Source organism: Candidatus Moraniibacteriota bacterium (assembly GCA_016699385.1).
GTDB lineage: Bacteria > Patescibacteriota > Minisyncoccia > Moranbacterales > UBA1568.
This window is the reverse complement of the sequence record CP064974.1, coordinates 404,276-425,542: the sequence shown is the minus strand read 5'-3', so window position 1 is coordinate 425,542 and position 21,267 is coordinate 404,276. Positions and strand designations below refer to the sequence as shown.

The 21,267-nt window shown below is 45.9% G+C and carries 18 protein-coding genes and 1 tRNA gene; 2 read left to right on the top strand and 17 right to left on the bottom strand.

The genetic code is table 11. From position 1 onward, the window contains the following. Nucleotides 1-675: 675 nt before the first annotated feature. The 9 genes from IPJ67_02000 to IPJ67_01960 all read right to left on the bottom strand — a co-directional run bounded on the left by IPJ67_02000 (nucleotide 676) and on the right by IPJ67_01960 (nucleotide 10,700). Nucleotides 676-1,029 carry a hypothetical protein gene (locus IPJ67_02000; GenBank protein ID QQR77894.1) on the bottom strand — a complete coding sequence of 118 codons (354 nt, stop codon included), beginning with the start codon at nucleotides 1,027-1,029 and terminating at the stop codon, nucleotides 676-678. Nucleotides 1,030-1,084: 55 nt separating this feature from the next. After that, nucleotides 1,085-1,684, bottom strand: a complete 600-nt coding sequence (locus IPJ67_01995; protein ID QQR77893.1) for a DUF4340 domain-containing protein — start codon at nucleotides 1,682-1,684, stop codon at nucleotides 1,085-1,087. Between the two features lie 9 nt (nucleotides 1,685-1,693). Further along, nucleotides 1,694-4,009 carry a Gldg family protein gene (locus tag IPJ67_01990; GenBank protein ID QQR77892.1) on the bottom strand — a complete coding sequence of 772 codons (2,316 nt, stop codon included), beginning with the start codon at nucleotides 4,007-4,009 and terminating at the stop codon, nucleotides 1,694-1,696. Nucleotides 4,010-4,013: 4 nt separating this feature from the next. Continuing rightward, entirely contained in the window at nucleotides 4,014-4,937 is a 924-nt protein-coding gene (locus IPJ67_01985; GenBank protein ID QQR77891.1) for an ABC transporter ATP-binding protein, read from the bottom strand. A 110-nt stretch (nucleotides 4,938-5,047) separates the two neighbouring features. Next, entirely contained in the window at nucleotides 5,048-6,160 is a 1,113-nt protein-coding gene (locus tag IPJ67_01980) for a metallophosphoesterase (GenBank protein QQR77890.1), read from the bottom strand. 11 nt (nucleotides 6,161-6,171) lie between these two features. Then, nucleotides 6,172-6,372, bottom strand: a complete 201-nt coding sequence (locus IPJ67_01975; GenBank protein QQR77889.1) for a hypothetical protein — start codon at nucleotides 6,370-6,372, stop codon at nucleotides 6,172-6,174. Between the two features lie 83 nt (nucleotides 6,373-6,455). Beyond that, the gene (locus IPJ67_01970; protein ID QQR77888.1) at nucleotides 6,456-8,831 is read right to left on the bottom strand and encodes a plasma-membrane proton-efflux P-type ATPase; all 2,376 of its coding nucleotides are present in this window, start codon (nucleotides 8,829-8,831) and stop codon (nucleotides 6,456-6,458) included. Nucleotides 8,832-8,880: 49 nt separating this feature from the next. Next, nucleotides 8,881-10,215, bottom strand: a complete 1,335-nt coding sequence (locus IPJ67_01965) for an MFS transporter (GenBank protein ID QQR77887.1) — start codon at nucleotides 10,213-10,215, stop codon at nucleotides 8,881-8,883. Further along, nucleotides 10,203-10,700, bottom strand: a complete 498-nt coding sequence (locus IPJ67_01960) for a hypothetical protein (GenBank protein ID QQR77886.1) — start codon at nucleotides 10,698-10,700, stop codon at nucleotides 10,203-10,205. Before IPJ67_01960 ends, IPJ67_01965 begins: the two co-directional genes overlap by 13 nt. Nucleotides 10,701-10,861: 161 nt before the next feature. On the opposite strand from IPJ67_01960, the gene rpmA reads away from it, so the two are divergent. After that, the gene (gene rpmA, locus IPJ67_01955) at nucleotides 10,862-11,143 is read left to right on the top strand and encodes a 50S ribosomal protein L27 (GenBank protein QQR77885.1); all 282 of its coding nucleotides are present in this window, start codon (nucleotides 10,862-10,864) and stop codon (nucleotides 11,141-11,143) included. 101 nt (nucleotides 11,144-11,244) lie between these two features. Here rpmA and IPJ67_01950 read toward each other — a convergent pair whose 3' ends face one another. From IPJ67_01950 to IPJ67_01935, 4 genes are all read right to left on the bottom strand, one after another. Next, nucleotides 11,245-11,682, bottom strand: coding sequence for a hypothetical protein (locus tag IPJ67_01950; GenBank protein QQR77884.1), 438 nt, complete (start codon nucleotides 11,680-11,682; stop codon nucleotides 11,245-11,247). 79 nt (nucleotides 11,683-11,761) lie between these two features. Then, nucleotides 11,762-13,417: a CTP synthase gene (locus tag IPJ67_01945; GenBank protein QQR77883.1), complete on the bottom strand. Its 1,656-nt coding sequence runs from the start codon at nucleotides 13,415-13,417 to the stop codon at nucleotides 11,762-11,764. A 236-nt stretch (nucleotides 13,418-13,653) separates the two neighbouring features. Then, nucleotides 13,654-14,100, bottom strand: coding sequence for a 50S ribosomal protein L9 (gene rplI / locus IPJ67_01940; GenBank protein QQR77882.1), 447 nt, complete (start codon nucleotides 14,098-14,100; stop codon nucleotides 13,654-13,656). Between the two features lie 29 nt (nucleotides 14,101-14,129). After that, a tRNA-Val gene (locus IPJ67_01935) sits at nucleotides 14,130-14,203 on the bottom strand. 202 nt (nucleotides 14,204-14,405) lie between these two features. Here IPJ67_01935 and IPJ67_01930 point away from each other — a divergent pair. After that, a complete protein-coding gene (locus IPJ67_01930; protein ID QQR77881.1) occupies nucleotides 14,406-15,344 on the top strand; it encodes a glycosyltransferase family 2 protein in 939 nt (312 codons plus the stop codon). Between the two features lie 52 nt (nucleotides 15,345-15,396). Here the strand turns inward: IPJ67_01930 and IPJ67_01925 are convergent, their stop codons facing one another. The 4 genes from IPJ67_01925 to IPJ67_01910 form a co-directional block, all read right to left on the bottom strand. Further along, nucleotides 15,397-16,914 (bottom strand): glycoside hydrolase family 28 protein, encoded by a 1,518-nt coding sequence (locus IPJ67_01925; GenBank protein ID QQR77880.1) that lies wholly within the window; start codon nucleotides 16,912-16,914, stop codon nucleotides 15,397-15,399. Nucleotides 16,915-16,931: 17 nt separating this feature from the next. Further along, entirely contained in the window at nucleotides 16,932-18,836 is a 1,905-nt protein-coding gene (locus tag IPJ67_01920; protein ID QQR77879.1) for a glycosyltransferase family 39 protein, read from the bottom strand. A 25-nt stretch (nucleotides 18,837-18,861) separates the two neighbouring features. Next, a complete protein-coding gene (locus tag IPJ67_01915) occupies nucleotides 18,862-20,478 on the bottom strand; it encodes a glycosyltransferase family 39 protein (GenBank protein QQR77878.1) in 1,617 nt (538 codons plus the stop codon). 93 nt (nucleotides 20,479-20,571) lie between these two features. Further along, on the bottom strand, nucleotides 20,572-21,267 hold the full coding sequence (locus tag IPJ67_01910) for a ChbG/HpnK family deacetylase (GenBank protein ID QQR77877.1): 696 nt from the start codon (nucleotides 21,265-21,267) through the stop codon (nucleotides 20,572-20,574).

Sequence of the window (21,267 nt, the reverse complement as noted above, 5' to 3'; positions counted from 1 at the left end):
GGACACCATGAAAGGAAAGCCGACCCATATAGATTGTGGATCGGCTTTTTTCATGTTGCAAAACAAGTGTCTCTGTCTTCAAAAACTGTCAACATGTCGCATAACTTACATTATGCGACATATCATTTTTGAGAACCAACACACATCTATGCTGTTTTTATTTCTTTCTTACCCCTCCTCCCTTACTCTTACGATAGAATCATTACCCCTTCCTAAACAGTCAAGCTTATTTATAACTCACTCTATAATTCTTAAGGACACTCAATTTTCATTGAGAGAGAAAAATAAAAAGCCGAATTCCATTTTGAATCGGCTTTTATGTTCCGCACAGCCTCATTTTATTTTACATGAGTGTAACACTTTATATCCCGATCTAGCAGGATTGAAGAGTCATATCGAAGGCTGCCCCCTCTTCTATAGCGCTTTTTACCATGCTTGGGGGAAATACTTCCCCTACCCACCTCGAATAGCAGGAATTTGGCATTTGCGAGAAACAGAAGAAATGGTTTCCGCAACGAATATACAAACCTTCGGGGAGAATTGCTCCACATTGGTAACAGCGACGGTTTGCTGTATTGTTCCATACTCTAAATCCGTATATTTGGTGTTGCATCTTTATGTACCCCTCTCATTTCTGGAGTTGTGAAAGTGCGAAAGCTATCATTTTTCCTCCTCTTATCCTTGTTTCTTGAAGCGGACGGCGAAGATGGGCTCGTATTTGTTGCCGTACTCATCGGTCGCTTCGACGGTCTTGCCATCCATGAGGGTTGTCATCGCCATGTCGGAAAGCATTTCTTGGTTGGCCTTGATTTCATCGACAAGCTCCTCATGGCGTTCATAACGCTTACCGAGAGAGTCTTTGGCTTTTTGCTCAAATGTCGTCTTTTTTTCACGCGCTTTTTCGAGCTCTTCGACCGCTTTTTCGTAATCGAGATTCTGTGCGAGCACATCGCGATACTCTTTCTTTATTTCTTTCTGCTCTTTCTTCATCTCGCTCAAGTGATCGAAAATGCTTTGGATATCAGACATAGTATTTTTTATCGCATTTGATTATTTTTTGCTAGCAGCATTTCCCGAGTATACACTATTTTACCATTTCCTTCGAGGAGCTCGTCGAGGGAGTTGTTGTGGCAGACTTTTCTTCCGGAGCTTTCTTCCAATACGAGGCATCTTTGGTAAGGAGGTCTCGCAGATTGCCGCTTACTGAGTAGGCATTCTTGATACCGTCTTTACGAATAAAAAACTCCTGTGGGACATCGCTTGCGATACCGATGTAGAAGACCGAAGACCCACCACTCGTGTCGCGGATTTCGAGTCGAATGCCATCATCTTTGGTGACACCGAATTTACTGAAATTATCCTCGTTTTTTGAGACCATTTCGCGAGGAGTAAGCGTCGCAAATGACTGAAAGAGCGAAGTTACCTTGCCTGTGTCGGCATCATCGGTACCTATTTTCCAGACATCCCCTTTCTTTTCCAATGCAACGGCATCTTTGTCTTTCTGCTTCATACTCACAGACATGACGGAGTTTTCCGTAAAAGATGAAAGGTTGACACTGATAGCGGCATCACTTATGCTCCCTCCCTTCTTGGGAGCGAAAGCGTCGCTCATCCAGGGGATGACAGCAAGAAGGAAGAGCCCAGCGAGAATAAGGGAAGTTATTTTGAGGAATGAGCTATTCATAGGCGTTTGTTAGAATTCTTCACCATAGCTAAATCGTCGTTTGCGATTTCTTCGGAAGAGACGGAACATACCATATCCAATCGTGAGCGACAGAGCAAATGCCATATTACCAAACTTCAAGATATTTGGTTCGGAAGCACTTGTGAATGCAAACTTCTCCACCGAGGCATTTTTGGCAGCGATTGATCCGAGAGAAGACTCTTGTCCCAAGAATGCGAGTGCCTCGACACCAAATGAAAGATTTGCCGGATTATTTCCGACAAATTGATCAGTTAGAAACCCGGAATTACCAACGATGATAATTCGTGATGTCGCCTTCTCCCCTTCTGAGGTAGCGTGTGTGAGAGCGACTGCGACTGTGCGCTGAGCAAGGTTTGTCTTTGGGAAGTCTTGGTCTGGCGCTATGGTAAGATTCGTCTCTTCTTGACCTGCAAAAGGCGTCGTGGAGAAGAGTGGTGTCGATGCATAGCCTTTTTGTTTGAGGATGGCATCGTCTGTTTCGATGCTACTTGTCCAGGGAAGTGAAAGTTCATTCACCGATGCAACAAGCGGGGATTCGCTCGCTATTTTCTGCGCGCGAATCCAGAGAGGATAGGGCAAGATATATTGCATTTGTTGTTTCCCGCCAAAACTCACGGATTCATTGGCGCGGAGATCGTAGAGCATATTGGACTGAACAGTGACACCTGTTTCAGTCTTGAGGAAATCGGCGAAGTTGCTGGTATTTTTTGAGGCGCTCATAGTGTCCGGAGAAGCTGTGACGCCGTCGATTAAGAAGAGCGCGCTTCCTCCTCGATTGAGAAAATCAGTAATTGTCTTCTTTTCATCGTCCGAGAAATCCTCAGTTGGTCCGGCGACGACGAGCACTTTCAGATCATCCGAGAGCGTGAAATGCTTCGGGGTCTTTTCTTCTGTAGGTTTTTTGACTGCACTGGCTTTGCTTGTACCGGTATCTGTCGATGAAGTGTCACTCTCTGCAGCGATTTCTCGCACATCAAATTGTTTTCCCCACTCATTGGCAATACGAGCGTAGTCTTGGAAAAGACTCTTTTCACCGTGACCGGAGAGTATACCGACAGCAGGCTTTTTGTCGGTAGTGAGTTTGGTGAGGAGACTTGAGAGCTGATATTCCAGTGTGTCCGTGCTTCGAACGAAAGGTATGGTTTCATGTTTCCCGCCAAATGAAATGACGATGCCGAGGTAACCCTCTTTTACCTGATAGGCTTCTTGCGATACGACATTGAAGCGGACCGATTGAACGCCAAGAGACTTCGCTTCGCTTGTAACTGCCTCGTCTGACAAGGGATCTTTGGTGGTGAGTTGAATTCTCCCGGCAGCGATGCGCTGATAATCCGAGAGCATGTCTTTTGTATCGCGCAGTACGGGCTGAAATTCTGCTGGAAGCTGTCCCGAGGCATAAAGCGAGATATTGACGATATCATTGGGAAGCGACGTCAGAAGAGTGCTGGTTGCTGGAGAGAGCGTATAGGTTTTATTGCGCGTCAAGTCGATGCGCCCAGGAATCCTCGAGCCGACTATATTTGAGAAGAGTGCAATACCAAACAATACCGCCAGTGCGAGACGATACTGTCTATAGGTTTTCCGGCGTTTTCCGAGTTTGGACTGAAGAATATTAAGAAAAGCAACGCTTAAAAATACAGCGGTAAAGGAGAAGAAATACCATATGTCTCTTGTATCGATAACGCCGCGCGCAAGCGAAGTGAAGTGATTAAATACGGAGAATTGTTCAAAAAATGACGCCATCGAAAGCGGGAGTCTTGATGTCACAATTTCCATGCCCGCGATAATGAGGAAAAAGCTTGCAATTGCCGACACGATAAATGCAGTTATCTGACTTCTCACAAGGCTCGACACTGCAATACCAAGACTTGCCAAAACAGCGGCAAGGAATATCCCGCCGAGATACTGCGTAAAGGTCTGCCTCCAATCGACCACTCCGAAGAAATGAAAGCTCCACGCAATCGGGAAGACAAATGCCGTTGCTATCGAAAAAAACGCGAGGATACCGAAGAATTTCCCCAAAATAAGTTCCGCTGGTTGTATCGGACGCGTGAGGAGAATTTCGAGTGTTCCCTCGCTCTTTTCTTCTGCAATTGACCCCATAGTGAGCGCTGGTATGACCAAGAGAAGGAGCCAAGGCAAGAAGTCAAAGAGACTTCGCACGGATACTTCCCCAATAAGGAATACTTGCCGGAAGAACAAAAATTCCCAGAGTAAGAGAAATGCCGCAATGACGACATAGGCTGTCGGATTATTGAAAGAGCTTTGCATCTCCTTTCGGATGAGAGTAAGGATGTTTTTCATAAGTCTATTCCTTGGTGAGTGCGTGGAAAATATCTTCGAGCTTTCGTTCTTCTTCGTGCATATCCCAGACAATCCAGTGGTACTTCCCGACAAGTCTAGAAATATCCGGACGGATTTCCATGCCTTTTTCGACTGACACGAGAGCAGCGAATCGATTCTTCTTTTGCTCCTTTATGGATACCGCGTCACTGCCAGCGAGTTTCTTGATTTCCGCCATAACCTCATCACCTTCAATATCAATTGAGAGCACTCGCTTCCCTTCTGCGCCAGCAGAAAGTTCTTGCACTGTTCCATCTGCGGCGAGTTTCCCTTTATTGAGTATGAGGAGCCGGCTGCATACAGCAGATGCTTCCTGCATCACGTGTGTACTCATGATTACAGTGTGCTTTTTTGCGAGATCTTTGATCAGTGTTCGAATATCGCCTCGCTGGTTTGGATCAAGACCCTCGGTCGGCTCATCAAGAATAATGATATCCGGCTGGTGGATGAGTGCCGCCGCGATACCGACTCGCTGGCGGAATCCCTTGGAAAGCTCTCGTATCGAACGGTAGAACATTTCCTCGATACCGACAGCATGCACAACGCGACCCATTGCTTCCGATTGATCAGATGGCGAAACCTGATGAAGGCGCGCGGCAAGATCGAGAAACTCCGACACGAGCATATTTGTGTAGAGCGGATTGTTCTCGGGAAGATAGCCTATCTTTTTCTGTACGGCTACCGGGTCATGCTCAATATTGATACCATCTATAGTGACGGACCCTCGATCGGGAGAGAGGAATCCGGTCATCATGCGAAGCGTTGTTGTTTTCCCGGCACCATTTGGTCCAAGAAAACCAATCACTTCGCCCGAGTCCACAGAAAATGAAAGATCGTCGACCGCCTTTACATTCCCGAAATATTTCGTAACATTTTTGAGTGTAATCATACCGGAAAATGAAAGAAGAATAGCAGACTAAAAGCCACAAGTGTCTTCCAATTGTAGAGAAAAACGTTTTTCCCTGTCAACGTTGACAGTATACTCTGAGCGTGTGCGAATTATCGAAGTGTAATCGCGACAATCTCTGGGCGATTGCCAAGTCGCATAGATGGTCCCCAGGTGCCGATGCCGCTTGTCGTATAGAGCGTGTAGTCGTCATGCGTGTACAGTCCGTAGTCATGCCCTTGGTGCACGATTTTTGTAATGAAATTGAAAGGGAAAATTTGACCCTTATGTGTATGTCCTGAGAGTTGGAGATGGACACCTGATTCTCGGAAACCTTTGACATGTGCCGGTGCGTGATAGAGAAGAATATTCGGTCGCCCCTTCCAATCATTCCCGAGTGATTCTGCAATGCGTACCACATCTTTGTGCTCACCTTGCTCCGGATAACCGATACCGAGTATTTTAAGGCCATCAATGTCAACGACCTCATCCTTGAGAATTCTCACGGATGTTCTCTCGAGTAAGGCGAAGGACTTTTCAAGTCCGAAATAGGTCTCGTGATTTCCATTGACAAAGAATGTTCCGTGATTCGCATGAATATCATTGAGCGTGTCAACGGCATGTTCGAGGTCACCATCCATGCCATCAAAAAGATCCCCCGTAATAACAACTGCTTCCGGGCGAATCGCGTTCACCTGTTCAACAATTCGACGCATGAAATTCAACTGGTAGACATACCCCAAATGAATATCTGATAGTTGGACAATACACTTCCCCTTCCATGTATCGGGAAGACCCGGAATGGTGACTTCAATAGACTTCACAATCGGATGTGCTGCATTCCAAACACCGTAGAGAGATAGAATGAGTGCCAGCGCAAAGAACACTCCCGCGAGAGTTGCTGCCGAAAAGTTTATTGAGTTGCCAAAAATCCAAAGCGCTCCCCAAGTGGCAAGGGACGCAAGTGCAATATTTGCTCCGATACCGAGGAGAATCCCCGTGAACACATAGAAATACTTCGTGAAGATGTTTTCTCTCATCCTTCCCAATATGGAAGCACAAATAAATCCCAGCGGTATGGCTGTCGTACCAATATAGAGCAAAAGTCGATTTGCAGCATCGGTAATTGAGAAAAATTCTCCAATAGAGAAATAGACAAAAAACTGCATGCCAAAAAGTACACCAAGAACAACGAAAAGTAGCGCACCCTTCAAAAAACGTGCCATAGAAGAGATAATTATTGGATAGTATAAGCGTTTGAAAGAATGCCGAGCGCCCATGGTGCAACAAAGACAAGAGCAACAATCGGAAGAATCACCGTGACGAGTGTAATAATGAGTGTCCAGAGAAAATATCGCCGAAGTTTCTCGACACTCGCGAACATGCTGTCTATTTTCCGTTCCATCTCTTCTAATTTTTTGAGAACATCCGGTTCCATAGAGAAAAGAAAAAAATTATATCTTTACAGTGTCTCAAAATAGACACTTTCTTACACATTCTTGAAAAACTTTGCAGAGAGTATCACTTTTTTTGAAAAAATTTCATCTGTATATCTTTCATGAGTTCGCTGATTTGCATCCATATGAATGCCCATATCCACACAAGGAGCGCTGTTGAGAGCGAGATACTCGCTGGCATGAGGAATCCCGTCACCGCGAGTGCTGTAGCGAGCACCTGTGTTGTAATGGTCGAGAGTATCACGGCTCGACTCGGGAGGAATCGATACCACCGTTCTTTGGTGTGTGCCACAAAGACCAAGGCATGTCCGGAAACCGTGAGTTTGAGGAAAAATATCGTCTGGATGACTGGGAGAGAAAGATGAAATATGTTCGTCATAAGAAAAAAGAGGAGGATACTATTCATCACACCAACAGAGCCAAAGAGGAGACTCAAGGCAAGACGCTCTTTGACATTCACTTCCGACGGTTTCGCAAGAATTCGCACGCGATCGAAAGCAAGCGAAATAATCGGGATATCATTTAAGAATGCGAGTAAAATGAGCTGAAGCGGAACGAGCGGATAGAATCCATACCACACACCGAGAATGAGGATGGTAATGACGAGACGGAAACTTTCGGAAATCCGATAGACCGAATAGTTGTAGAGCCGTACAAATATTTTTCGCGACTCGAGAATTGCGTCCTGAATAACAGAGAGTCCTTGCCCGAGAAGGACGATATCCGCCATGCTCTTGAGCGCACTCACGGCACCGGAAACCGCAATGCCCACATTGGCAACCTTGAGCGCTGGGAGATCATTGATACCATCGCCGGTTGATGCAACAACATACTTCGATTGAAACGCCTTCACAATCTCGTATTTATCCTTCGGAAGAATTTCGGCAAATGCAGCAATCGAATCGAATCGTCGATGCATCTCCTCGGCATCGCCAAAAAGTTTCCGCGCCTCTTCCGCCGGAAAAACATCGCCAACGAGGTCGAGCTCTTGAGCGATTCGTTCGGCAATGACGCGATTGTCTCCGGTCAACATTTTGACGGCGATGCCATTCTCTCGCATAAAGTGCATCGTCTCTTTCGAGCGTTCGTCGAGAGGATCTGCCAAAAAAAGTACCCCGGCGATTTCCATGTGAGACTCTTCGACACTTTCTTTTTTCGTGGCAACAGCAAGGACGCGGAATCCGTTCTGTGCCGCTTCACGAATATCGCTTTCGAAGCGTTTCGCCATTTCGGGAAGGGCGAATTCATCGAGTGCACGTATAACTTGCGGTGCGCCAAGACTGATGAGAATTTTTCCCGTCCCCCGCTGAATAAGCGCTGTCGAATGCTTTCGTTCCGAATCATAGGGTGTAAAATTCAGAAGCTCACTTCCTTCGGATGATCGACCAGTTTTCTGAAACCTTCTCGTGATTGCTAAGTCGATAGCATCTGGTGTATCCGCTGATGTTGCAAGATGCGCAAGCTCGATGACATCATCGGTGCTCATGCCACTTTGATAGGAAATGACATTGGCAACACTGATTTCATTCTTTGTGAGCGTCCCTGTTTTGTCTGTGAGGAGAAGGTTTACATTCGCAAGATCTTGAAGTGCCGAAAGTCGCCTCACGATGACGAGTTTCTTGGCGAGTCCGGAGGCGCCAATACTCAAGATAATCGCCATGACGGCAGGAAGCGCGATAGGAATACCAGCAATAATAAGGCTCAGATCGAGGAGAATCAGATCATTGAGTGTCTCGCCACGAAAGAGAAACACGAGCGTAAGTATCGCTACGGCAATCATACTGATTGCCATGAGGAATCGAGTGATACTTAAAATGTCTCTCTCTAAGATGCTTTTCTCTGTTGGTTGCTCAATAGAAAAAATCGTTTTGCCAAAAGCAGTATGCCGACCAGTCGCCGTTATTTCTGCTTCAAAATTCCCCGTTGCAATGAAGGATCCAGAGAGGATGGTACTCCCTGCATGCTTTTCTTTGGGAAGAGATTCACCAGTGAGGACAGCCTCATTCACAGAGAGATTCTTGGCATCGAGTACCGTTGCGTCTGCCGGGATAATACTTCCGAGTCCGAGCCGAATATGATCGCCAGGGACGAGATACTTCGCATTCACAAAGACCCACTTCCCTTCCCGAAGTGTCCAGACATCGAATGACAAACGATTTTGCAATTCTTGAATAGCGCGATCTGCCTTGAATTCCTGCCACTTCTGTATGGAGTAATTTACAAAGTACAAGGCAAGGATGAAATAGAAATCGAAATACCGCCCATTTAAGCGAGAGAGTACCGCCGCTCCAAGTAGCATGAGCGATATGGGTGAATAGAGTGGAACAAGAAACTTTCGTACAAACCCGGTTTGCTGTTGCGAGACATCATTAATACCGTAACGTTCGAGAGCTGCTTCGGCTTCACGTGTCGAGAGTCCCGGATAGGCATGATTGGACATAGAATGTGGTCTATATTTTTCTGGAAAACAGACTCTCCTGACAAACTCCTTAGATGCCAGACTCTCTTTGTAGTATTCTTCCCTGTTCATATTCGCTCGGATTATCTTCCAGGAGAAAGGCAGGAATAACAGCAAACAGAAGTACTATTGCCGGTAACACAAAAACACTCGAGAGTGAGAAAAACAAAAGCCAAAGTCCCAAGAAAAGCGCTGCGATGATATTGCCAACCGGGCGCGCCGTGCGAAAAAAAGCGATGAGATCACTGTCACTTCCCTCAATGCGTTTGTAGAAATACGAATCGCCAAGCACTTCGACACCCGCGATGCCAATACGCGTCACAAAAAGCATCACCGCCCATATTAAAACACTCGCGCTTTGAATCCATACGAGAGATGCTGTAGAGAGTGCTGCAAGAAGGAGCGAACCAATGAGGAGTTCTTTCTCTCCTAACCGCCGATCGGCAAGACTCCCGAGCGGATACTGTATAACGACGAATGGTATGAGCATCACCGTAAAAACGATACCGATATTCCCCCAGCTCATACCAAGCTCACGAAGGCGAAGTGATGTATAAACAATCATCGTGGCATAGAAAAAGTTGAGCGCAAACGAGACGGTATAAATTCTCAAAATATCAGCACGTCGAAGCACTTTTCGCAGAATTTCAATCGGCGATATACGATGTTCAACTGGTCGCTTCGATCCCACAAGGAGAAGCAGCGCCACCAAGAAGAGCGCGGAATAGAAAACGAGGCTCACAAAAAAAACGCCGGAAAATCCAAAGTGTCCGAGGATAACCGCGGATAGGAATGGGGCAAAGAGGAAACCCATGTTCATCGCCGAGAGATTCATGCCGCGTATTCTGCCGGAACGACGATCTTCAGAGACATTCTCAAGCACCATGTCAAAGGTAACCCAGGCAAGCGTCGTCACAATGAGATAGAGCATGATAAACACCGATCCCCAGAGTGATGTCGGGAGGAAAATAAGCGGCACCTGTATCACAACGACACCGAAGAAAAGCAATAGAAAAAGCAAGTGCCCGCCAATCAATCGGACAAGCGCATGCAAGAAGAAAAGAAGGGCGAGCATGACGCCAAAAGCAAGGAAATAGAACATGCTCACATTGGCATTGCCAATCGCCTCCGAAAAATATGCCGAAAGAATATAGACGAGAAATGAATCCGAGAAACCAAAAAGAAACGCGATGCCACCCAGTCGACGCGTCCGCACCCGATCATAGTGCTCTTTGTGTTGCATTCTGTTTGTTTCTTCCGCCTCTATCATGCCTCCATTATCCCAGAAAATCTCACGTTTGTCGAAAAAAAAGAAAAAACAGCAAGCGGGATTATTTGCCACATTTTCTTCCCTTATTTCACGCATCCGGGTTTGTAGCCTTTCGCTTCGGCGTCGGCGGCGGAAGCGAAGCATATGCGATTCTCTGCTTTGATACGCTTCGCCCACGTGCACTTCGGAAGGTGATACTTATCTGAATTCCGACTTCCCACAAAAGCACAGACGGACACCTGATTGCTCTCTTGCGATGAGGCCTCTTTTGAAGGAGAAGCGGCAATAGTCTTGTTTGTCGCATTCTCGCTCTCAGTAGAGAACGGCTCTTTTTGAGAAGTATTACTTTTATTTTCAGCTCCAGTTTCAGGTATTGCTACAACACAGGACTCAGCGGGTTTCTCGACGACTACCGGCGCAACTTGTCGGTCACGACCAACCAAGAGCCCTCCTTCAAAGGCAAGTGCGAGTGCCACAAGCATGCCGAGAGACAAGAGTCCTCGCCGCCCATATAGATAAAGCCACTCGCGAACCGTCTCCCCCCTGTGTCGCAGATATTTCTGAAAGGTTTGTATCACCATAATGTGCCATCGTATCCCCAGATACGAGAAAATGCAAGCAATATATCCTCTCTACCAATGCGATATTCCTGAAATGAAGGGTACCCCCCACTCCCCCTCGACCATTGACAGTATTCTGGAAAAGCGATACCATTCCTTTGTTATCTCCTATCTTTCTGTTTATGGCACATCGTAAAGCGGGCGGCTCCACAGAACTTGGGCGCGATTCTATCTCAAAACGCCTTGGTGTAAAGCGTTTTGGCGGTCAGGTCGTACATCCCGGCGAAATCATCATTCGCCAGCGTGGTACCAAATTTCACCCCGGCAAGAACGTGAAGCAGGGTGGCGATGATACCCTTTTCTCCCTTTCTGACGGCAGAGTTTCCTTTCAGCACAAGAAAATGCTTGCCTTTACTGGCAAACTCGCCAAGCGCATCTTCGTCCACGTTGACCCGATTGCGTAGGAAGAAGTACATTCTCCTCTTTTTTCAATCAAAAAATCACCGTTTTTCCTGGTGATTTTTTGATTGATTTGTTTCTTTCTACAACGCAGATTCTCAAACCCTCAATGTTGAGTAATACCCTCTGACAGATGAGAAGCTTCCCATTCCTCAGGTATTCCTTCTGTAAATGCAGAGAAATCTTTTTGCATTTCGAATCGGCGCGATTCTTTTTCAGCATCATTTATTGCCATCGATACCCCATGTTTTTCGTGAAGTTTAGAAATTTCTGAAAACTTTTCCAGATCCCTCGTAAAACGTTGAGAGATGCCCTGCTGTCTATACCATTCAGAAAAACCTCCCATAATGATCCCCATTCTCAATTGATTCTTCTCTAGTAATCCAAGGGAATCCCATTCTTTCTCATCGGGCAATGACATTCTCGCTATTTTCTCGATAAGGCACGTCTGAAATTCCTTGTCGAACCACTCTGATATTGCTTCTCGATTTTCTTCAGCTCCACCTCCTACTATCTGATAGCGAGCAGTCTCAACGTGTTCCATACTTTTGTATGATAGTTTATTCACGAAAACACGTGATATATTTTGTCTCTTATGCAATTATACAATCTCCGAAATCACATTACTTCCCTGATTTTAGTATACACGCTTTCACAAATTCGACGAAAAGCGGGTGCGGGCTAAGTGGTGCAGATTGGAACTCGGGGTGAAATTGTGTACCGAGAAAGAATGGGTGTTGCTCGTGTGGAAGCTCGGCGATTTCCATGAGCGTGCCGTCTGGCGACGTGCCGGAGAATACGATGCCCGCCTTCTCCAATTGCTCGATGTATTCGGGATTTACCTCATATCGATGACGATGACGTTCGGATATATCCTTTCTTCCATAGGCACTCCGAGCAAGCGTGTCCTTCTTGAGCGTTGCCGGATAGGCGCCCAGTCGCATAGTTGCGCCGTACTCTTTCTTCCGGAGGCGCTCCTTTTGCTCTGGCATGATATCAATGATTGGGTGCACGGCATGTTCATCGATTTCTACGGTATTGGCACCCTTGAGCCCGGCAACGTTGCGGGCATATTCGATCACAGCAAGCTGCATGCCATAGCAAAGTCCGAAATACGGGATTTTCTTCTCACGGCAATACTCAATAGCGGCGATTTTCCCTTCGATACCTCGCGATCCAAATCCTCCAGGAATCAGAATGCCGTCGTAGTTCGAGAGTTCTTTGAGAGAACTCGGGTCGCTTTCATATGTGCCACTGTCGAGCCACTCAATAATCGGCTTCCGACGAAGCGAATAGGCAGCGTGTTTGATTGCTTCGATGACGCTGATATATACATCGGAGAGTACGAAATCCCCGGTCTTGAAGTATTTCCCCACGATACCAATTTTCACGGTTTCTTGGAGTCCGTGAATGCGTGAGACAAGACTGTTCCACTGCTTCATATCCTTCGTCTTCGCTCGAAGAGAGAGTTTCTTGAGAAGAAGCGTGCTGAGATTATCTTTTTCAAAATTGACCGGAACGTCATAGATGCTTTCCACATCCGGCGCACTCACCACATCCTCTTTCTTCACATTGCAGAAGACGGCAATTTTTTCTTTGCGTTTCTCGTCGAGCGAATGATCGCTTCGCGCAATGATGATATCTGGCTGAATACCGGCGCCATTTAATGTTCGTGCCGCATATTGCGTCGGCTTTGTTTTCATCTCACCGATTTTGTTGGGAACTGGCAAATAGCTGACAAGCACAAAGAGCACATCCTCTGGTCGATTGATTTTCATCATTCGGGCCGCCTCGAGAAAAAGAATATTTTGGTATTCACCAATAGTTCCGCCGATTTCTATGATAGCAATATCCGCGTCGTCATTCTGAGCGGCACGTTTGATGCGAGCAATCACTTCAAGCGGAATATGCGGCACGACTTCGACACATGCTCCGTTGTACTTCAGATTTCGCTCGCGATTTATGACCGACTGATATACGCTTCCGGTCGTCATGTAGTTCTCTCGCGAGAGACTCTTCCCAAGAAACCGCTCGTAATTTCCCATATCCTGATCAGTTTCATATCCATCTTGGAGCACGAATACTTCGCCGTGTTCCGTCGGATTCATGGTGCCTGCGTCGACATTTATATACGGATCGATCTTGAGTGCCGTCACATTGAAACCACGCGATGAGAGTATTCTCCCAATTGATGACGACGCTATCCCCTTCCCCACGCCACTCATCACTCCCCCAACAACGAAAATAAAACGTGTGTGTTTTTTCTTTGGCTTTGTCATAGCATTTCACTCATTACCGAATTATTTAACTCACCTTAGAACCTGTTAAAAAAGTATCGATACGATTAAACTTTCCACACTATTTTTCAGAGAAACAGATTTTCTTAGTAGGATCTTATGCGAAGTGACATTAGTTTTTGTTTGTCTCTATTCTTCACCATCTCTCATAAAGACAGAGAGCCGCTTCTAGAAGCGGCTCCCCCGAAAAAGTCTAAAAGGTGCTTTTTTCTCTTTTCTTACTCGCCCTTTAAGAGTACCACAAATGGTACCGATATGCCATGACCAAAGTCGGCAGTGAGCTCATGTTCACCAAGTGTCTTGAGTGGCTTTGGCAGAATAATGTGTTTCTCTGAGATAATCACACCATCCTTCTCGAGCGCCTTGACGATATCCTTGGCAGTGACCGAGCCAAACATAACGCCGTCTTTCTCCTTGACGCCGATACGAACCTCTCGTTCGCGAAGTGCTTGCGACTCTTCCTTCACCTTGGAAAGCAAGTCATTCTCTTTCTTTGCCTCCTGCGCTTGACGCATCTCGGCACGCTTGAGAGCCTGTTCTGTCCCTGGCTCGGCAAGCTCGCGAGGAAAGAGAAAGTTGCGAGCATACCCTGCCGGAACAACTCTGACATCTCCCACCTTCGCAACCCCTTCCACCGTCTGCATAAACACTACCTTTGTCTGCATAAGAATTCTCTAAAAAATCATGGAACTTGTGGACAATGCTGGACTCGAACCAGCGACCTCTGCAATGTGAATGCAGCGCTCTAACCAGCTGAGCTAATTGTCCTCTCTCTCACTATCTAACACACAAAACGACACCGTTTTTACCGCTTCGACCAGCTTATCAAAGAACTGCCGAAATGGCAAGAAAAATCCAACCAAAATAGACCGTGCTTTGCATCTCACGAAAGCTCGCGTTATACTTGAGAGCAGAAAGACATTCTTCCCTCATTAATCAAGGCGTGGCAAAATATTGGCTACTTTACTCTATGAAAACGATTTCCCTCATCATTCCGGCGCACAATGAAGCAGAGAATATTCCTGCCCTCTGTGCGCAAGTAGTGCCGGTGCTTGAATCGCTCGGAAGTGGCTATTCCTACGAAATTCTTTTCGTAAACGATGGGAGCACTGATGAAACGCTTGATGCCATGAAGCAGGCATCGACTGATAATGATCACATACGCTATCTCGATTTCTCACGAAACTTCGGCAAAGAAATTGCGACAACAGCAGGACTCAATCATGCGACCGGCGATGCGTGCATCCTCATGGATGCCGATTTGCAGCATCCAATCGAACTCATCCCCGAATTCGTCAAGCAATGGGAAGCGGGCTTTGAAGTCGTCGTTGGTGTCCGAAACAAAAGCCGGAGCGACTCGTGGGTCAAGAAGCTCGGTTCCACGGTCTTCTACGCTGTGCTCAACAAAATTGTCGAGACAAAGATCGTGCCAAATTCAACCGATTTCCGATTGCTCGACCGAGTGGTTGTCGACGAATTCAACCGCCTCACCGAGGTCAATCGCATGACGCGCGGACTCATCGATTGGCTTGGTTTCAAACGCACCTATGTTTTCTTTGATGCAAATGAACGCCTCCATGGGACAGCGAGCTACAACTTCTGGAAGCTTGCACGGCTTGCTTTTAATAGTTTCGTTTCACTCAGCCTCCTCCCGCTTCGACTTGCCGGATATCTCGGTATTTGTATCACAGCTATTTCAGGCATTGCCGGATTCTATATTATGATTGGGAAATATTTTTTTCACGCGCATTTTGCCTCAACATTCTCCGATGCAGAGAATCTCGCCATTTTCATCGTCTTTCTCGTCGGCATTCTCCTTATGTCTATTGGGCTTCTCTCGCTCTATATCGAGAACATCCACCGAGAAGTCCTTGGTCGCCCGCTCTATATTGTTCGGAAAAACAAGTGACGATTCATTTTTTTCTACACTCCCGAACGTTCACTTTCAGAGAAAATGTTCCTCAATACATGCAACCACTTCTACAAATGATTTTTTCTTTTGGGAGATTCGTTTGACGTATTACAACCTGTTCGCTGTCAGCGATTTCTATCCCTGATTCCTTTCCCTTGCGTGACGAATTTAGAGTAAGATTCTCTATACGTACATTGCGAACATTCTCCATGAATGCGGTGCCACTTGCAGAAATTGAGAGGTGTGTCAGCGATATATCATGTGGGGGTTTCTCCGGAGAACCATTGATTAAGATTGGTTTCCTCGTCCAACCACAAGCAATATTTTCAATATGAATGTCACCGAAATCCGTGAGAGCGGTTCCGACGGAAACATTTTCTCCCGTCATTTGATCCAATTCGATAGCAGCAATCCTTGCATTATCAATGGTGATGTTTCGAATTCGAATTGCCTGAACTGAAGCGCCACGACCCAAGCTTGATTTCATGCGAATGCCAAAGTCTGCGTCCTTGACGTGAATCGTATCAACAAAGATGTCTCGTACTCCGCCAGACACTTCACTTCCGAGAGCGAGAGCAGCATGCGCCTCTTCAACGGTACAATTTTTTATGAGAATATTCTCCGAAGGTCTCCCGACACGCATGCCGTCATTGTCTCTACCAGATTTGATAGCTATCGCATCATCACCGGTGGAGAAGTGAGAATCTTCAATAGAGACATTTCGTGAGGAGTCAACCACGATGCCGTCTGTATTCCGTCCGTCGCGTGTCCGAATAGTGATATTGCGAATGGAAACCGTGTCGCTGTAGAGCGGGTGAATCGTCCACATGGGACCGTTCACAAAAGTAACGCCATCAATTAACACTGTATTGCATTCGAAAAATTCGACAAATGCCGGACGAAGACCCTTGTCCTTTCCAAAAATACGGTTCTCAAGTGGCACACCATCTTGTCCCATGCGGTAGAGTTCCGACATGGACGTTGTGACAATTGGTTCATCAATAGATGTCCACCAAGATTTCTCAGCCTGTCCGTCAATCGTCCCTTCGCCGGTTATGGCGACATTCTTTGCATTTCTCGCCGAAAGAGGCGATGAATAATTGTAGTATTCAACTCCTTCAAATCGCGAACGAACGAGTGGGAGATATTCATCAATATTACCGCTAAAAAGAATCTTTGCGCCCTTATCGAGGTGCAATTGTATATTGCTCTCCAAAGCAATTGCTCCTGTAAGCCATACTCCGGATGGCACAAGGACTTCGCCGCCACCGAGTTTCGCACAATCGGCTATTGCAGCAGCGAAGGCGTGAGTATTCATTATTTTTCCACCACCCACCGCTCCATAGTCAACTATATTGCATACCCTGTCCTGAAATACTGGCTCAGCGAGAGAGAGTGTCTGTGGAAATAAGTCCTCATCATGAGATCTCAACAATTCTCCTTGTGGAGAATTGTTATTGTCACCACCCTTCTCTTTTTGAGAATGGTATCGAAAAAACATCATGCTCGTCGCAAAAAACACGCAGAAAATGATAATGATAATCAAAAAGTTTTTCGTATTCTTCATACCAATTCCAATGGGTATTACAAATAGTCCGAAGCAGTCGAATTATTTCGAATTATTTTTACGAAATTCGCTGTCCGTCCGCCAATAAAGATGCTCTGTCCTTCGAAGTTGTCTGAGTCATAAAATGTCATCGCTCGCAGAAAATCCGCATCGGTCACCTGTCGAAGATTGGTAAAACCGAGCGATTTCTGACGCCTTCCAAATGACAGGACGAAGTAATCAAAGTGTTGCTCCTGCAAATTCTTCTGCTTGATACTGTAGGAACAGCGACCAACGAAGTGCTCGCACACCGCAACCTTATCAGTCCAAATAGAAAGTCTCTCTGCTTCAGGCAATGCATTAAGGTACTGCGATGCCTCATAACTTCCATTTCCCATATCCTTCATGTTGAGGATATACTGCCGCGGCAAGAACGAGGAAGCATAGGAAAAAAAATACGGACGAATCAAGAGAAGACTTCCAGAGGAGCAGGCAATAATCACAATAGCAATTACAGAAATATCGGCGCGGAACCGCGTGCGAGTCCATTTATACCACTGCACAACACCTATCGCGGCAATAATTGATGCAAGTGGGTAGAGGGATATCTGATACCGTACAGTCGCATCGACAAAATTTACTGCCGAAGCAAGGTAGTAGATACTGATAAATATAAGAAGGATGAGCGTCGTCAATTGATTCTGTTGGTTTTGAGATGAGGTATGTTTGATGGAGATAAGGAGCGTCACTGCTAAAATAAAAAAGGCAAGCACTACTGGAGTTATTCCAAATACAAGTCCATAAAGTCCGGTCAAGGCGCCTGCAAAAAGGTCAGAAATGTTCCACACCCCCGACGCCTTCGGTACAGCAAGGAGAGAAGGGAAATCTATCCATCGCATACCCATATAAACGTTTGCAAAGACAAAGAGCATGGCGACCAAAAAAAGACTAGCAACCATTGCTCCACATAAATTTCGATATCGAGAGAGTGCATGTACTACTCTTCTAGAGATGAATGCTTTCAGAGGAAAAACTTCGACTGAAACACCCAAGATACCTGCGAGGAGAAACGGCCATATTGATGCCATTGGGCGACTCAGAAATGTCGTCTGGAGAAGCATATTAAACGATACCCAGACAGCGGGATAGAATATTGTAATCGTAGCAATCGAAGCAAGAATCATCACAGAATATCCCAAAATCCCGATTCGCAAAGCCTTCCTGTGAGATACGCCATCGGTAGAAACCGCGGTCTGCTTTTGTAGCGGGAATATTCGAGCCAAAAATATTGAAAGGAAAAGGAACGGAAAGAGAATCGTGGCAACATACTTTGTAAGCAAAGCAAGCCCAAGGAAAAAGCCGCTCAAGAGAGCATAGCCATACACCTCCCTCTTGAGAAAGACGAGGAAGCTGATCAATGAACATGGAAGAAATAGCCACAGAAAAGAATCGGGATTCACAATGAGCGATATGCCAAGAAGGATTGGAGAGAGAAACGTGAAGGCTGTCGCAAAAAATGCAATCCACCTATCCTCAAAAAGCCGCCAGATCAGAAAAAAGAAAACCGGAATCATGCAAAGCGAAAATATATACACCGGAAATCGAAACGATGCATCAATACGATATACTTGGTCCAAAGCGACCGCATCTTTCTCTGCAGTACGAGCGGATTCATGTGATACAGGATCAGAGAAGAGAAGTCCCACACCCGAGACAAGCGCGATGGTGATACCTGGCTTGTCGTTAATATCAGTCTTTCTCCAGTCACCCTTCTCAACCGCTCGCCAAAATCTCGGCACTCGATCATAGGTCCAGAGATGTTCATCAACAGCAGAGAATCGCGCAATACGAGGCAATCCAAACGAAAGATTTATGATAACGATAACACCGAGAAGGAATACCAGAGTAATCCGGGGACTCCACTGAAATTTCGGAAATACCATAGAAAAGTTTCCAAAAAAACTCCATTCAATCAGCGTATAGTGTGAGAACCATAATCTGTCCGAATATTCGATGCCCTTCCAATCGGTACCCTTTGTAAGATGTCATCGATTGCAAGTCTGATTCGGGTATAGATTCACCTATATAGAAAAACTTCCCTTGAGGTTCCCGATGCTTATTGGAGAGATCAACAAGCGAAACCTTATCATGCTCTGCAAGATAGTTGAGTGGCTTGAAAAATCTCGACATGGAATCATGGCTCCCGAGAAGTCCGATATCTCGCTGTGGCAAAGTTGCTTCCATATAACTCATTATGTCACGCATCTCCGTATAAAATACCGTTTTGGAATCACTTGCTGATCCGTGCGCAAGTTTCCATGACCACACAGAAAGCGATCGGACATTTCCTGCAAGTAGAAGGAGAAAAAATGATGCCATAGCAATTGCGAAGATAACGCTTGTTTTCCCAAATCTGCCACTCAAGAATTTCATCCACAATCCGACAAGCACAAACGGAAGAAAGAACGAGGTGATATAGTATCGAGTAGAGACCTGAGTGATAATTGGAATACTTATCACAAAAGATACCACTGCATACACGGCGAGGATGAGGAGAAAGTCACGCCGTCGATCATCAATTTCTTGCCACAAATACCGACCAAACAAAACGTACCCACCGAAAATAAGGAGAACTCCAAAAACAAAGGTTGCTCGTATTTCAACATCATGTTGCCGTAATACCACTTCCCACGGTTCACATTTCCCGAGATTCCCCCACGATGAGAGCATATAGACACCCGACTGTACTTCACATGCGGTTGCCTCGTCTATATTCCTCGAAAAAGCACTTTCACTACTTCCAGAAGAAGTATTCGTGAGCGCCTTCAAGAAGCGATTCGAATTCGAATAGTTATGATTCACATCGCGATATATCTGCGCCCAGTTCATAGCAAGGAAACAGGCGAGCAAAAGGAATATCCCTCGCCAAGAAAACAGTCCGCGCTGTATCCACAAAAGAAATCCTACTCCAGCAACCACAGGAAGAATAAAGATAAAAAGCGTATGTAGCTGAATAGCAACCCCCATTGAAGTGCCGATGAGTGCTGGCCACAATAGTTTCCCTTTGTTTTTTGGATCGATCGCTGCAAGAAGTGAGAAAACAAAGAGAAGTGAGAAGAACGGCGCCGCATTGGGATTCCAAGCAAATCGAGAATACTTCACGATAAAGAAGGAGACGCTCATAAGCAGCGTCAAGAGAAGCGAAATCTCCGCAGTAAAGTATTTTTGCATCAAAAAGAAGAAGAGAACAATTGCAAGAATTGAGAATATGAGATCTGGGTATGCCAAATTGTACGGCTCAGAACCAAAAAGCAGTCCGGAGAGATACTGCCAGTGATAGGGCATGGGACCGAGATCGAATCTTGTGTTTCCAGACTCTGCACCGAGAAGCGGGAGTGGCTCCTGACCGGAAATCACCTCACCAATGAGCGTCGCGTCACGCGCCTGATCTGGAGAAAATTCCATCCACGATTGAAAGTGAAATGTCCGCAGAAATATCCCGAGAATAACGATACCGGCAAGGAGAATATACTGCAGTCGCTTTTCATTTCGAATTCTTTCAATAAAGAGTGTCACCGTGCGCATATGAAAAATATAAGAGTATACGTAAACAGATACTTAATACTAAGCAAATAGAATTCTCTTTTCAAAAAATCAGGAGCAATTCTACCACGTAGATTACAAAAGAAAGTTTTGCTCGAGAAACTCCATCTCTTCGTCTCGCTCCGGGTGAAACAAGATTTCAATAGTTTTGTCTTTCGGGTAGGTATCAAGCATATCGAACGACCCTATCCAATCAAAACTCACTAGAGCGTCCGATGAGGCAAGTCCTGATTGAGAGAAGGCGCGCCTCTCCACAAAACGAAGCACATTCAAAATAGTAGATACGGCCGTATTTCCCGAAAAGGATTCCCTCCCAAATCGAACGAAGGAAATATTATACTTCTTTGCAATCCGCAGAAACATTCCAAAATACAATGGAAAAAAATGTGTGTGTTCATGCGAGTTCAATCCATCGGGGTACTTGCCAAAGAGCGTGTGAAAATCCCGTACCTGCATATCCCAGCGCTGCTCCACGAGGGAAACACGATTCTCGCCAAACAAAAAACTCTTCATAAAAACGACAATTCTTCCCAAAGCACCAGCCTTGAGCGTCCGGTTGGGATCGATATCATCGCGCAATTCGGCATGGAGATCGATTTTGACACCTGAACGCGCGAGTCTGCTCAATGCTTCTTTCGTCGCTGTTCCCCTTGTCATGACTGCAACACGATCGAGCACACCCGCTTCGGCAAGCTTGAGAATCCGGTCATCCGCCTTCTGGCTAATGCCGAAATCATCGGCGGTAAATATCATGTTTATCTGCTTCATCAT

Bases quoted from the DNA above. Each gene is read 5' to 3' on its own strand.
- IPJ67_01920 (QQR77879.1), bottom strand. From the start codon at position 18,836: ATGGTATTTCCGAAATTTCAGTGGAGTCCCCGGATTACTCTGGTATTC.
- IPJ67_01930 (QQR77881.1), top strand. From the start codon at position 14,406: ATGAAAACGATTTCCCTCATCATTCCGGCGCACAATGAAGCAGAGAAT.
- IPJ67_01980 (QQR77890.1), bottom strand. From the start codon at position 6,160: ATGGCACGTTTTTTGAAGGGTGCGCTACTTTTCGTTGTTCTTGGTGTA.
- IPJ67_01975 (QQR77889.1), bottom strand. From the start codon at position 6,372: ATGGAACCGGATGTTCTCAAAAAATTAGAAGAGATGGAACGGAAAATA.
- rpmA (QQR77885.1), top strand. From the start codon at position 10,862: ATGGCACATCGTAAAGCGGGCGGCTCCACAGAACTTGGGCGCGATTCT.
- IPJ67_01965 (QQR77887.1), bottom strand. From the start codon at position 10,215: ATGCGTGAAATAAGGGAAGAAAATGTGGCAAATAATCCCGCTTGCTGT.
- rplI (QQR77882.1), bottom strand. From the start codon at position 14,100: ATGCAGACAAAGGTAGTGTTTATGCAGACGGTGGAAGGGGTTGCGAAG.
- IPJ67_02000 (QQR77894.1), bottom strand. From the start codon at position 1,029: ATGTCTGATATCCAAAGCATTTTCGATCACTTGAGCGAGATGAAGAAA.
- IPJ67_01960 (QQR77886.1), bottom strand. From the start codon at position 10,700: ATGGTGATACAAACCTTTCAGAAATATCTGCGACACAGGGGGGAGACG.
- IPJ67_01950 (QQR77884.1), bottom strand. From the start codon at position 11,682: ATGGAACACGTTGAGACTGCTCGCTATCAGATAGTAGGAGGTGGAGCT.
- IPJ67_01995 (QQR77893.1), bottom strand. From the start codon at position 1,684: ATGAATAGCTCATTCCTCAAAATAACTTCCCTTATTCTCGCTGGGCTC.
- IPJ67_01990 (QQR77892.1), bottom strand. From the start codon at position 4,009: ATGAAAAACATCCTTACTCTCATCCGAAAGGAGATGCAAAGCTCTTTC.
- IPJ67_01910 (QQR77877.1), bottom strand. From the start codon at position 21,267: ATGATGAAGCAGATAAACATGATATTTACCGCCGATGATTTCGGCATT.
- IPJ67_01945 (QQR77883.1), bottom strand. From the start codon at position 13,417: ATGACAAAGCCAAAGAAAAAACACACACGTTTTATTTTCGTTGTTGGG.
- IPJ67_01925 (QQR77880.1), bottom strand. From the start codon at position 16,914: ATGAAGAATACGAAAAACTTTTTGATTATCATTATCATTTTCTGCGTG.
- IPJ67_01915 (QQR77878.1), bottom strand. From the start codon at position 20,478: ATGCGCACGGTGACACTCTTTATTGAAAGAATTCGAAATGAAAAGCGA.
- IPJ67_01985 (QQR77891.1), bottom strand. From the start codon at position 4,937: ATGATTACACTCAAAAATGTTACGAAATATTTCGGGAATGTAAAGGCG.
- IPJ67_01970 (QQR77888.1), bottom strand. From the start codon at position 8,831: ATGTCCAATCATGCCTATCCGGGACTCTCGACACGTGAAGCCGAAGCA.